The following is a 13,014-nucleotide window of genomic DNA, read 5'->3' as shown; positions in this document are numbered from 1 at the left end:
GTCCCGCACACCCTGACCCTGCTGTGCACGGGCACCGGCGGCCCCACCTCGGTCACCATCGGCGGCATCACCTACCCCGTTTCGGGGCTGCACTTCGTCAACGTGCAGTGGCTGAGATACTGGTGATCCCCACAAGACAGACCCACGAAGCGACAGCACGGCTGTTCTCCAGCCGCCCCGGCGGGTTGGCCGGCCGCTATGATATAAATATGGCGCCTCGCGGCTGCGGGGCCGATATAATACAGTAGACAGATAGGAAGTAATGGGTTACGTACTGGCGGAACAGGCTAAAGGGAGCTTGGGAGTCTTGGAGAAGAGGTTCGGGTTAGCAAAGCAGCCCAGGAGCAGGACGCGGCCGCTCTGGCCCCTGGTCCTGGTCTTCGGCTTGCTGGGTATCCTGGTGGTAGCGACCTTCTTCGTCTACATGTCCAGGCTCTCGGGCTCTCCAGGCGGTGAAACCGGCACCAGCGCCCAGGCCTCCGGCCAGGCCAGGAGCACCATCTCCGTGCCCACGAACGTCAGCGTCACCGTGGATAAGGGGGCCACCATCACCTGGGAGGCCACCGACGACGTGCGCATAGTAGGCTACAACGTATATCGCTACAAGTCGGGAAACGACCCCGGCAGCAAGGTGAACTCGGCCATCATCTCCGACACCGTCTACCACGACGACGAGGGGACCATGTTCAACAGCTACGCCGTGGCCACGGTGGACTCCAGCGGCAGGGAGGGGGAGGTGTCCGTCCAGGTAACACCGTCCGTAGAGCCGGTATCCCTGGCGGGGCTCACCCCCACCCGGGAGCCGGAGATGGTCGAGGACGTCACCATAACCGAGCCTTCCCGGGAAGAGCTGCCCCCCACCTTCGTCGGCTGTACCGCCGCGGGCATGAGCTACAGCGGCGTCTGGTACGAGGAACACTATGCCGAGGTGATGGGGGGCGTGATCATGGTCACCCCGTATTCCGGCGACAGCGTCAGCTACACCTTCAGCGGAGAGAGCGTCGCGGTCATCGCCACGCGCCACTGGAACTACGGAATCATGGATATCTTCGTCGACGGCGAGCTGCGGCAGCAGGTGGACCTCTACGCGCCGGAGACCGTAGCCTCGGACACCGTCTTCACCGCCTCGGGCCTGGGCCCCGGTGCCCATACCATCAAGCTGGTGTGCACCGGGCGTAAGAACTCGGACGCCAACTTCACCTTCATCAACCTGGAGGCCCTGCAGATAAGATAGGGCACCCCGCCGCTGCCGTCTTAAGCCTTCTCGCTCTTCCCGCGGAACAACTTGCGCCAGCCGGTCGCCTCTTCCCCGACCTGCGGGGTGTAATAGTAGTAGTGGTAATAGCCGTAGCGGCTCGACGAGGCGATATTGTTGATGACCAGTCCCAGGATGCGCGCGTCCACCTTGCGCAGCAGCTCGGTGGTGCGGCGGGCGTCGTCCCGCACCGCCCTGGCGTAGCTGGCCATGATTATGATACCGTCCATCATCGGTGCCAGGGCCATGGCGTCGGAGGCGGCCAGCATGGGAGGGGAATCGATGAGGACGAAGTCGGCGAAGCGCCTCACGTTGTCCAGGATGGATCGCATGGCCTCCGATGCCACCAGTTCAGCCGGGTTCGGTGGTTTCACCCCGGCCACCATGACGTAGAGGTTGTTGTAGCCGGTGGGCTGCACGGCCTCCTCCAGGGAGATGCTGCCCGAGAGCACTCCGCTGATGCCCTTGCCGGGGGAGACCTTAAAGTACTTGTCCAGGACCGGCTTGCGCAGGTCGGCCTCGATGAGAAGCACCTTCTTTCCCATCTCGGAGAGGGCCGCGCCCAGGTTGACCATGACCGTGGACTTGCCCTCCTCGGGGCCCGCAGAGGTGAAGAGGATGGTGCGGGTCTTGCCGTCCAGGTTGAGGAACTGCAGGTTGGTGCGGAGGGTGCGGTACCCCTCCACCGCCGGGTGCTGCGGCATCTCGAAGTAGATGATATGGTTCTGGGGCAGGTTCTCCGCCTCGATGTGCGGGATCTCCCCGATGATGGAGGTGTCGTAGTACTTCTCGAAGTCCTCGCGCGTATGCAGGGTGTCGTCGAGGTACTCCACCAGGAAGGCCAGGCCCACCCCCAGGATAAGGCCCAGGAAGATGGCCAGGACGGCGTTGCGGGTGGGGCGTGGGCTTGTCTTGGCGCCGGGCTTGGCCGGCTGCACTATCTCCAGTCCCCGCTGCTCCAGCGATTCGGCGATGCGCAGGGTGATATACTTCTCGTACAGGGACACCCACAGGTTAACCGCCCGCTGCGCCTCGTTGAGCACCTCGGTGGGGACGTTCCCCGCCGTGTACTGCTTCGCCTGCTCCACGGCCTGCCCGATCTCCTCCTCGACCTCCTGGATGCGGTTCCACACCTCGCGCCGCGCCTCGCTTATCTGCCTGATGGCGGCGAGCTGGCGGCTGGCGATGTACTCCTCCGCGTAGGCCTGGGCCACGTCCCTCGCCAGCAGGCGGTCGGTGTTGGTGACGACGATGTCGAAGATGTTCGTGCGCTCCTTCTGCTGTACGTCCACCATGCCCGCCAGTTCCGATGCCGTGGGTATCTGCTCGGGGATATAGACCTCCTCGCCCTCCTGTTGTAGCCGCGCGTTCTCATCGTACTTGATCCGCAGGGCTTCCTCCACTGCCTGGGCCATGGTATCGGTCTTTATGATCTCCGTCTGGGTTTGGATGTAGCGGTCGGGGTCGAACAGGGCGGCGGTGAAGAAGCTGCCCAGCACCGACTCTGAGGCCGAGCTGACCTCGCTCAGGATCTCCACCTGCGACTGGTAAACGGGCGCCTGCAGGAAGGTGAAGATGAGCGTGACGGCGAGGACCACCGCCACCGTGCCGACGATGATCCAGCGGCGGTTGATGAGGACGTTTATATAGTCCTTTAGCTCCAAACCCTCTCCTCGCGCGAAGTATCGACGCTAACAGCCTTATGACGCTTATTTCGCTCTCTAGGTTTATCGTCCTGCGCCGGATCCTATTTAATGGTAGATGGTTTGAACCGAATGCACAATGACGGGTGGGAGGCTTGCCGTTGCTTTGCGGCGCTGGGGCCAGGGGCGATCGACAGGGCATCCAGAAAGACCGCCCCCGGAAGGACGGGCCATGGCGGTATTGCCTTGGCCGGAGCGTTCGCTCCGGAGTTGGTATCACGGGTAGGTGTGGATATACTGCACGTTCACGAAATGCAGCCCGGAGAGGTTGTAGTCGATTCCCCCGATGTTCACTATGCCGGGGCCGCCGGAGCCTACGGCGGTTAAGGTCACGGTATGGTTCGAGTTGGTGTTGGAGAAGGTCCCTGAATAGATCAACTGGCCGAAGAGGGGAGCGCTGAAGGGCGCCATCTTCACGCCGCCAACGGTATCCAGGCTTACCGTGGCCACGAGGACCCCGTCGATGCGGACCTGCACGTCCCCGCTGAGCCAGTATTTCGAGGCGTAAACGTCTATCTTCTGGCTCTTTACCTTCAGGTCCTTGATGAAAGTATAAGTCGCGGAGGCGCCGGCGTCGTTGGCCACAAGTATGTAGCTGCCTCCATCGGCGGTATAGTTCTCCAGCTGCCAGGTGCCGGACGTGACCCAACCCGCTTCATTGGCCTGGACGGTGATGTCCGCTCCTCCGCCCCCGGTGGGATCGGGTGGTGGCTTCTTCGCAAGGACCGTGGTGGTCATAGCCGCCATTAGAAAAAAGACCAGTGCCAGAAGCACTGTTATGCGCGCGGTCCTTTTCATATGCCTGACCTCTCTCCTTCCCGCAATACCGATATTCAGGGTTCCCTTACATTAAACGACGGTTTGCAGGGGACAGCGTGCAAGAACCTGGGATACGGGACATATGGAGCGCGGGCGGCGCTTTTCGAGCGGTTGACGGTACGTGGTCAAATCCGCGGTTAGCGGTGATGGCCCCCCTCATCGCGTCCTCCTCGCTGGTCCATGTTGGCGGATATAAGGTCTGTCCCTCCATGTATTCTTGCTTTTCGGTGATTTCCCTGCCTCATCATGACGAGCATCGATAGCGCCAAGGGATGCGCGGCGGTAACCCCTGAGGCAGCTTATTTCTTCTGGCGTTTCATCCAGCGGGAAGGCTTGCCTCCGTCCAGGCCTTCGCCCTCCGTCTCGCCGTAGGAATACTGGTAGGGGGAGTAGTATCCGTAGCGGTAGCCGTAGCCGTAACGGCCGGCCATCTCCACGTTGTTGATGACCACGCCGAGGATGCGCGTCTCCACCCGGCCCAGCATCTCGACCGTGTGCCTGGCCCCGTCCCGGGTGGCGATGGTGTGGCTGGCCACCACGAGTACGCCGTCCATCATGGGGGCCATTGCGATGGCGTCGGAGACCGCGAGCACCGGGGGTGCGTCAACGATGACGTAGTCGAACTCATCGCGCAGCCGCTGCAGCAGGTCCTGCATGGCCTGGGACGACACCAGCTCCGCGGGGTTGGGCGGCCTGGGCCCCGACATGAGCACGTGCAGGTTAACGTTGCCGGTATCGACGATGACTTCCTCCAGCGAGGTGGTCCCCATGATCATGTCGGTGAGGCCCTTCTCCGACTTCTCCACCAGGAACTTGCCGATGACGGGGCGGCGCAGGTCGGCCTCGACCACCAGCACCCGCTTGCCCATCTCCGAGAGCGCGGCGCCCAGGTTCACCGCCACCGAGGTCTTGCCCTCCTCGGGGCTGGAGGAGGTGACCATGAGCAGCCTGGTGCCGCCGTCGAGGTTGAGGAACTGCACGTTGGTGCGGAGGTTTCGGAAACCCTCCGCCGCCGGGCTGTCCGGCCGGGTGAAATATATGACCTCGCGCTCCTCCTCCCCACTGGGGGTGGCCCGGGCTATCTCCCCTATGATGCTGCTCCCGTAGTAGCGCTCGAAGTCCTCGCGGGTCTTCAGGGTGTCGTCCAGGTAGTCCACGAGGAAGGCCATGCCCACGCCCAGGATGAGCCCCAGGAAGATGGCCAGGACGACGTTGCGGGTGGTGCGCGGGCTCACCTTCACCCCCGGCTCCGCCACTTCGATGACCTCCAGCCCGCGCTGGCCCAGCGCCTCGGATATGCGCAGGCTCATGTATTTCTCGTAGAGGGTAGCCCACAGGCTCACCGCCTGGCTTGCCTGGGCCTGCAGGTCGGGAGGGATGTTCTCCGGGGTGTACTGCTTCACCTCCTGGGCTATCTCCGATATCTGGGTCTCCAGTTCGGTGATGCGGTTCCAGACCTCCTTGCGCGCATCGCTGATCTGCTTGATAGCCGCGAGCTGGCGGTCGAGGATGTACTCGTCGGCGTAGGCCTGGGCGACGTCCCGCGCCAGCAGGGGGTCCTTGTTGGTGACGGCGATCTCGAAGACGTTGGTGTTCTGTGAGCGCTCCACGCTGACGCTGGACCTCAGCTCCTCGGCGGAGGGGACGGCGTCGGGGATGAACACCTCCTCGCCCTCCTCGCGGGCATACTCCAGTTCCTCGTAGTTGTACTCCAGGCGGTCGAAGACGGCGCGGGCAAGGGTCCGGGTGCCGATGATCTCCGCCTGGGTCTGGATGAACTCCTGCGTGTCCCCATAGAAGAGGGAGAAGAGGCTGTCGGAGGCGGATTCCCCGGCGCGGTTGATGTCGGTGAGGATCATCACCCTCGACTCGTACACCGGGTCCTGCAGCAGGGAGAAGACCAGCGCCGCCGCCACCACCAGGGCGGTGACCCCGATGATGATCCACTTGCGGGCGACGACGACGTTAATATAGTCCCTTAGCTCCATGGCTTCCCTATTATATACGGCTGGCACGTTTGGGGTCAGGCCCGGACCGTGCCAGCCCTTGCTGGTCCCAAATCAAAGGGGGCGCCCCACCCGGGGCACCCCCCGCGGTCTCATCCTTGCTGTCTTTCGCCTCCGCTATTAGCTTATCGGGCGGTCGGCCCGATCGGCGTCCTTTCCCCTAGAATATCTCGGGGACGCCGATGGAATCGTGCCCGCCCTGCTTGCCGAAGTAGTCGAAGTACATGGCCCTCTCAGACACCACCGGTATGGATGCCGTCACCTTGGTGGACACCTCGGAGTTGGAGAGGTTCGGCAGCGCGTCGAGCATGACCGACTTCCTCTGCCCGCCCTTCAGGGTGAAGGTGTAATCGGGGGCGGTGCCGTCCACCAGCTGGAAGGACAGGGTCACCTGGGCGTCAACCGGCCACGGGTTCTGCACCAGCACCCAGGTGTCGAAACTGCCGCCCGTATAACCCTCCGCCAGGTACCAGGTAGTGCTCGGCTCGGTGGCGCCGATGGAATCGTGCCCGCCCTTCTTGCCGAAGTAGTCGAAGTACATGGCCCGCTCCGCCACCACCGGCGCGCTAGAGATCACCGAGGTGGAGACCTCGGCGTCGGAGAGCCCCGGCAGCGAGTCGAGCATGACCGACCTTCTCTCACCACCGGGCAGGTCGAACTCGAAGTTGGGGGCGTTACCGGTAACCAGCTGGAAGGACAGGGTCACCGCCGCCGCCTCCGTCCCCGGGTTCTGCACCAGCACCCAGGTGTCGAAGCTGCCGCCGGTGTAGCCCTCGGCCAGGTTCCACCAGGTGGAAGGCGCGATGACCCCGATGGAGTCGTGCCCGCCCGGCAGGCCGTTGTAGTCGAAGTAGCACGCTCGTTCCGAGACCACCGGCACGGTGGCGTCCACCTTGGTGGAGACCTCGGCATCGGAGAGTCCCGGCAGGCCGTCCAGCATCACCGTCCGCCTCGCCCCCGCTGCCAGCGGGAAGGAAAAGTCCGGAGCCGTGCCGTCGACCAGCTGGAAGGACAGGGTCACCGCCGCCGCCTCCGTCCCCGGGTTCTGCACCAGCACGTAAGTGTCGAAGCTGCCGCCGGTGTAGCCTTCGGCGAGGTACCAGGTATTGGAGGGCGTAAAGGTGCCGATGGAGTCGTGCCCGCCCGGCAGGCCGTTGTAGTCGAAGTAGACGGCGCGCTCCGCCACGATCCAGGTGCCCGCCGTCGAGGTCACCTTGGTGGAGACCTCCTTGCTGGACAGCCCCGGCAGCGCGTCCAGCATCACCGTGCGCCTCGCCCCGCCGGCCAGGTCGAAAGCGAAATGCGGCGCCGTGCCGTCCACCAGCTGGAAGGTCATGACCACCTCGGCGTCGAGGGGACCCGGGTTCTGCACCAGCACGTAGGTATCGAAGCTGCCGCCCGTATAGCCCTCGGCCAGGTACCAGGAGAAGGTCTGGAACTCGTAGACCACGCAGTCGCCCTCGTCGTCGTACCAGGTGACGCTGTAGACGTCGGTGCCGGTGGCCGTGTACAGGTCCGCGAGCACCGCTCCGAAGTTGCCGGCCCCGTCGCTGGTCGTCTCGAAGACCACCGGCGTGCCGTACGGGTCCATGGTGATGCGCATGGGGCGGTTTGCCGGTCCCGTGCCCGAGACAATATTGGTAGCCGGGTCACAGGTGGCGGTGACGTCCCGCACCACGATGCTGCGGGCGCCGCCCATGTCGCAGGAGACATCGGTGCCGTCGGTGATGTCGAAGTCCTGGAACCATGCCTCGAAGAAACCGTCCCCCATGGTGGTGACGTCCCTGGTCTCGGCGTCCGCCTGCACTTGCAGCGCCGTCCCCGGGATGTAGAAGCCCATGACGTCGTCGTATTGCGGATAGACTACCAGTCCCGCGCCGGAGCCGGCGGCGACGTTCATCACCATGTCGCCCCTGGCGTTGGTCGAGAAGACGAACGCAGCGTCCCCCCTGCCCACGTTAAAGGCGGTGAAACCCGCGGTAAAGGCGCCGGCCGCCGAGGCCGTGGTGCTGGTGTTCGTGGCGCCCGGAGGAATATCTGCGTAGTAGGTTGACGGCGCGACGATATAGGCGTCGATGGTTGCGCTGCCCGACGCCGTGCCGGTGACGCGGTCGTTGTTGAAGTCGAGGTTGCCGGTGAGGGTGCAGTCGATGTTGATGGCGGGACCTCCCGAGAGGTCGGTCACCCTGACCACGTCCCCGGAAAGGATGTCGCCCACGTCGGACATATCGGCTTTGAACCAGCCGTTGGCGTCCGCTTCCACCGTCTTCTCGCCTATCTTCACCCCGCGCCACAGCTCTACCTTGACGTCGGCGCCGGCCCCCCCGTGGGTGATGAAGCCGGTCACGCTGTCGTAGGGGATGGCCACGCGCACTCCCGGCACCACCCCGGCGGCCGCGAAGTCCGCTTCGGCGCCGCCGCCGTCCGGCCATGCCAGCTCCTTTTCGGCCAGGCGCTCCTGGGCCTCCTCGGGGGAGGAGGGGAGCCGTCCCAGGGGGTCTTTGTTCAGGTCAGAACCGGTCACCGTCTTCGCTTCCGCCAGGCCGGCCGTGGCCGTGGCCACAACGGGCACCGCCACCAGGAAAGCCAGCACCAGGACGGAACAGCAGATGTGGACCCCGAAGGTCTTTTTCCAGCTAGTCATGTCTATTCACCTCCGACCTTCCCGGCTATAGTTCCCAGATGTCGGTGAGGTGCCAGATGTTGTAGTCTTTGCGCAATGTCATCTGCGTGTCCCAGACTCTGCCACCTACACTGACAACGCGTCCGGTCAGGACTACCTCGGTGTCGGAGACGAGATCGTAGTCGTCCCAGATCATGTAGTCGAGACGTCCCTCGGCCACCTTGGTGAGGAATTCCTGCAGCTCGCCGATCTCGCGCGCCAGGTCCTCCTCGAAACTGGCGGGCACCACGTAGTTGGTGCCTCCACCCAGGTCGCCCGTGAGCTGGCGGATGGCGCCGATGCGCCACATGCCGCCCTCGTACTTGAGCACCATGGTGCCGTCGTGCTTGGCACCGTCCGTCGTAGTCAAAGTGAAGTAGAGGTATGAGCTGTTGGGGTCGCCCGCCGGCTGGTAGTCGGTGGCCACGGCGTCCAGCCTCTTCACGCGGCCTTCGGCGAGGGCGATGAAGAAGTTCTGATGGCGCTGCGTCTCCGAGACGTAACGCTGGTCGGGGCTGTCCTGGGAGAAGTCCTCTCCCGAGGGAAGGGCCGCCGCCTCCACGTCGGCCGCGCTTGCTTCCGCCTCACCCTCGGCGCCCCCGCCCGGGTCTGCGTCCGTCTCGGCCGTGCTTTCTTCCACCGCGGAAGATGCTTCCATGGCAGGAGAGCCCCCGTCATCCTCCTGTACCATGTCCACGATTTTCCATGCGGCGAGGGCCAAGGTGGTGGAAGCCAGCACTGCGATCACCACGATGATGATTACCCTTCGCACATCTCTCACCTCTTCCCGGTTCCAGTGATGGATACTCGTACACGCAAAACAGCTCGCATTGCTATTAACAATTTATATCTCGCCTTGGACTGTTTATCTAAACGCGGATTCTTAAAGTCCCGATCGCCCCAACACCGACAGAGTTTACCGGTTCAGCCGTCTTGCCAGTGGTCTTTACCCTGCTTGAGCTTGTTTACTGCTCATATAGAAACAACCGTCGTTCATTATATACCTATATTCTGGTTATTTCAAACCACCCAAACGGAATAAGACCAGCTTGGTGCCGTACCTTTACCCTTCACTTTTCAGACAGCCCATCGCTTGATCGAGGAGCGAAGATATGCCCCATTTTATTTCACCGTAAAGTCCACGCCCGCCGAGGTGCCTCCTCCAGTGGTCACCTTGACCGCCTTGGTGCCGGCCCCGGTCGATGGCACCTTGACCTTGACCTGCGTGTTCGACCAGGAGACGTATCTGGTGACCGCGGTTATCCCGAACTTCACCGTGGAGGTGCCGCGCTTGTCCCCGAAGCCGGTGCCGGTGATGGTCACCACCGTGCCCGGGGTGCCGCTGGTGGGCGAGAGCCTGGTGATCCTGGGCACCACCTTGAAGGCGGAGAGGTTGGACTTGCCCCCGCCCGTGGTCACCGAGACGTTTAAGGCCCCCGCGCAGCCCGCTGGGACCTTGACCACGACCTGCGTGGCCGACCACGAGATGTAGGAGGTGGCCTTGGTGGCCCCGAACTTAACGTAGGAGGTGCCCCGGGTAGCCCCGAAGCCGGTGCCGGTCACCGTCACCTGGGTGCCCTGGGTCCCCGACTTGGGGGAGAGGGTGCTTAGGTAGGGGAGCACGTTGAAGGCGACGCCGTTCGAGGCGCCCGCGGCGGTGGTCAGGGTCACGTTCACCGCGCCCGCCGAGCCCGCCGGCACCTTGCACACCACCTGGGTGTCCGACCACGAGATGTAGGAGGTGGCCTTGGTGGCCCCGAACTTAACGTAGGAGGTGCCCCGGGTAGCCCCGAAGCCGGTGCCGGTCACCGTCACCTGGGTGCCGATCTTGCCAGAGGCGGGAGCGAGGTCGGTGATGGCGGGCAGCACCACCGTTCCGACGGTGAAGTCGGCCTCGTTGGACTCGCCCCAGTCCGTGGTCACCTTGACCTTGACCGGCCCCGACGGCACGCCGGCCGGTACCTTCACCACGATCTGAGTTATGTTCCAGGAGGGGAACTCCGTGGCCGGCACACCCCCGAAGGTGACGCTCGAGTCCCAGCGGTAACGCCCGAAGGCGGTGCCGGTGAGGGTCACCTCCGTGCCCGCCTCCCCGCTGGGGGGCGAGACGCCGGTGATGGCGGGCGCGGGGGAGGTGATGGTGAAGGCGCCGACCAGGGTAGCCAGCTGGTTGTCCTGGTTTCTCACGTTCACATCGTAGACGCCAGGCTTCACGTTAGTAACAAGTTTAAACGTGCAGGTGATGGTGGTACCGTCAGTGACCACCACGTTGGCGAGGGAGCCCAAGGGGTTCTGCCCCACGTCATGCCCGGAGAGATAGACGTACGGTTTTCCCCAGAAGCCGGTCCCCTCCAGGGTGACGTCGACGTAGTCGCCCAGCGCTCCCACGTTGGGGGTGATACTGGTCAGGGTGGGGGCCGGCAGCCCTCCCGTGACCATGAAGCTCTCCGCCAGGGTCGCCAGCTGGCCGTCGGGGTTTATCACCGTGACGCCCCACGGCCCGGAGTAAGCGTCCGCGGGTATGGGGAAGCCGCAGGTTATCTTGGTGCCGTCGTTGTAGACGTTGACTCCCGTCGCGAGGATGTCGTCTTCACCGGCCCGGGTGAGCTTGACCGTGGGCTGGACGGTGGGGGCATCCCAGAAACCGGTGCCGGCCAGGTCGCTGATGTTCACCGTGGTCCCCCTGGCCCCGTAGTATGGAGTTATCGCGGTTATCGCGGGCGCGGGCGGCGGGTTCTCCACGACCTTGAAACCCCAGAACGTGTCCTCGTAGGAATCGTCGGGGTTCATGATGTATACGTCCCAGGTATCGAGCGCGGCGTCCGCCGGGAGGGGGAACTTGCAGCTGATGTGGTAGAGGCTGTGCACCACGATGTCGGTGGCGTCGATGGCCATCTCCCCGCTTTTCAGTTGTATCGTGGGCTTGTCCCCGGGCGCCTCCCAGAAACCGTAACCGTAGAGGTCGGCATCGATGGTGGTCCCCCGCTTGCCCCAGGTGGGACTAACGCTCTTGATCTTGGGGATGGGGAAGATGAACGCGAACTCCGAGAGCGATGTCACCTCCCCGGTGAGGATGTTGTTCTCCGTGTCCACTTCCGTGGTCACGTCCTCCCAGCCGCTGCCGGTGTTGTGGAGCATGCGGAACGAGCGCTCGTCCCATATCAGGCCTTCGCCATACGGGAACTTCACCTCGGCCGCGCCCGCGAAGGAGGCGCTGCTGGAGATGTCGACGCACTTCAGGGAGATGTGGTAGTCGAACTCCTCGCCGGTGGGGGCCTCCGCGGACGACTCGATGGTGTTCCCCGCCGCCGTCACCTCGGAGAAGGTGATGGTGTCGCTGCCCTTCAAGCCAACGGTGACGTCGCTGCCCACCCTGGTGTTGGCCTGCACCAGGCGCAGGACGGTGCCCTTGGTGCCCACCGCGAAGGCGTGGGTGGAGTCCGCCGCGCAGACGCTGTAGAGGGTCTCGGTGCTGGGGTTGTACATACGGGTCCAGGTGGCGCCGCCGTCGGTGGTCTTGATGATGGTGCCGCTTCCGCCCACTGCGAAGGCGGTGCTGGGGTCGAGGGCGCATATGTCCTGAAGGCTTCCGCTGCCGGCTGGCGCAGCGTGGGTCTCCCACGTGGCCCCTGAGTCCGTGGTCCTGAGGATCGTGGTGCCGCCCACCGCCCAGGCGGTGGTGTCGCTCACCGCCCAACAAGCCTTAAGTTCGGGAAGAGAGGGGTCGCTGGGGGTCTGGTCGGACCATTCGCCCTCGTGATAGTGGGCGATCCAGCCGCGGTAGGACGTGTTGCCCACTGCCCAGAAGTCGGTGGCGCTGGAACTCTCGATGTCCTGGCACGAACCGTTCCCGTAACCCCAGCGGTGGATCCAGTCTCCACCCGCGTTGTAGGTCTCCTGTATGAACGCGCCCCCGGGGCCGAAGGACCCACCTGCCCAGGCGTGAAGATCGTCGGTGGCCTCCAGGGTGTACTGATAGACAGGGCTGCCACCATAGCTCCAGCTGCCGCCCCCGTTGGTGGTGATGGCCACGCCCGCGCCGACCTTCCCGGCCCAGACGGTCTGGTCGCTGACCACCGAGACAGAACCCATCCAGCCCCAATTCGTGGCCAGGGATATGATGTCCCAGGTGTCGCCGTAGTCGGTGGTCTTGAGCACCTTGCCCGTGGTGTCGTCGACCACCGCGTAGGCGGTGTTCTGGCCCGCGGCCTCGATCTCGGTGACGCTCAGGGAGGAGATGCCCTCCGGGGCGCAGGGCTCCCACACCTCACCCGGTACGGTGACATCACCGTACACCCCGGCGTCTGCGCCTATCTTCGCCTCTGTCCCAACGGTGGGGACCGCCACCGCGGCGACCGGCATTGCTGTCAACAGGAATGCCGCGGCCAGGACCAGGACGCGCACAGCGTGAGACCTCGTTTGCGATGGATACCTCATCTCGTCACCCCCGATGTCTATCTGGTCCGCGTCCTGGCGTTCGCGGGGGGGCGGAAAGGCCCGGGCGCGTCCCGAGAAGTACCGGCTTGCCCTCATGGATGGATGTGTCGTTCCTCTGAATAATTCTAATCC

At 64.1% G+C, this 13,014-nt stretch carries 7 protein-coding genes; 1 reads left to right on the top strand and 6 read right to left on the bottom strand.

All coding sequences use genetic code 11. From position 1 onward, the window contains the following. Positions 1–307: 307 nt before the first annotated feature. On the top strand, positions 308–1,234 hold the full coding sequence (locus tag AB1384_07895; protein MEW6554190.1) for a hypothetical protein: 927 nt from the start codon (positions 308–310) through the stop codon (positions 1,232–1,234). A gap of 20 nt (positions 1,235–1,254) precedes the next feature. On the opposite strand, the gene AB1384_07890 is transcribed toward AB1384_07895, so the two are convergent. The 6 genes from AB1384_07890 to AB1384_07865 form a co-directional block, all read right to left on the bottom strand. Next, on the bottom strand, positions 1,255–2,919 hold the full coding sequence (locus tag AB1384_07890; protein MEW6554189.1) for a polysaccharide biosynthesis tyrosine autokinase: 1,665 nt from the start codon (positions 2,917–2,919) through the stop codon (positions 1,255–1,257). Between the two features lie 255 nt (positions 2,920–3,174). Then, on the bottom strand, positions 3,175–3,756 hold the full coding sequence (locus tag AB1384_07885) for a hypothetical protein (GenBank protein ID MEW6554188.1): 582 nt from the start codon (positions 3,754–3,756) through the stop codon (positions 3,175–3,177). A 320-nt stretch (positions 3,757–4,076) separates the two neighbouring features. After that, positions 4,077–5,765, bottom strand: coding sequence for a polysaccharide biosynthesis tyrosine autokinase (locus AB1384_07880; protein ID MEW6554187.1), 1,689 nt, complete (start codon positions 5,763–5,765; stop codon positions 4,077–4,079). A 178-nt stretch (positions 5,766–5,943) separates the two neighbouring features. Continuing rightward, entirely contained in the window at positions 5,944–8,427 is a 2,484-nt protein-coding gene (locus tag AB1384_07875) for a hypothetical protein (GenBank protein MEW6554186.1), read from the bottom strand. Positions 8,428–8,452: 25 nt separating this feature from the next. Then, the gene (locus AB1384_07870; protein ID MEW6554185.1) at positions 8,453–9,217 is read right to left on the bottom strand and encodes a hypothetical protein; all 765 of its coding nucleotides are present in this window, start codon (positions 9,215–9,217) and stop codon (positions 8,453–8,455) included. Positions 9,218–9,567: 350 nt separating this feature from the next. After that, complete coding sequence (locus tag AB1384_07865) at positions 9,568–12,978, bottom strand: IPT/TIG domain-containing protein (GenBank protein ID MEW6554184.1); 3,411 nt, start codon at positions 12,976–12,978, stop codon at positions 9,568–9,570. Positions 12,979–13,014: the final 36 nt, after the last annotated feature.

It is taken from the genome of Actinomycetota bacterium (genome assembly GCA_040757835.1).
In the GTDB taxonomy this organism is placed as follows: domain Bacteria; phylum Actinomycetota; class Geothermincolia; order Geothermincolales; family RBG-13-55-18; genus SURF-21.
The sequence above is the reverse complement of the archived record's forward strand: the minus strand, read 5'-3'. Positions and strand labels throughout refer to the sequence as shown.

Coding starts and splice junctions, on each gene's coding strand:
- AB1384_07885 (MEW6554188.1), bottom strand. CDS start 3,756: ATGAAAAGGACCGCGCGCATAACAGTGCTTCTGGCACTGGTCTTTTTT.
- AB1384_07880 (MEW6554187.1), bottom strand. CDS start 5,765: ATGGAGCTAAGGGACTATATTAACGTCGTCGTCGCCCGCAAGTGGATC.
- AB1384_07875 (MEW6554186.1), bottom strand. CDS start 8,427: ATGACTAGCTGGAAAAAGACCTTCGGGGTCCACATCTGCTGTTCCGTC.
- AB1384_07865 (MEW6554184.1), bottom strand. CDS start 12,978: ATGAGGGCAAGCCGGTACTTCTCGGGACGCGCCCGGGCCTTTCCGCCC.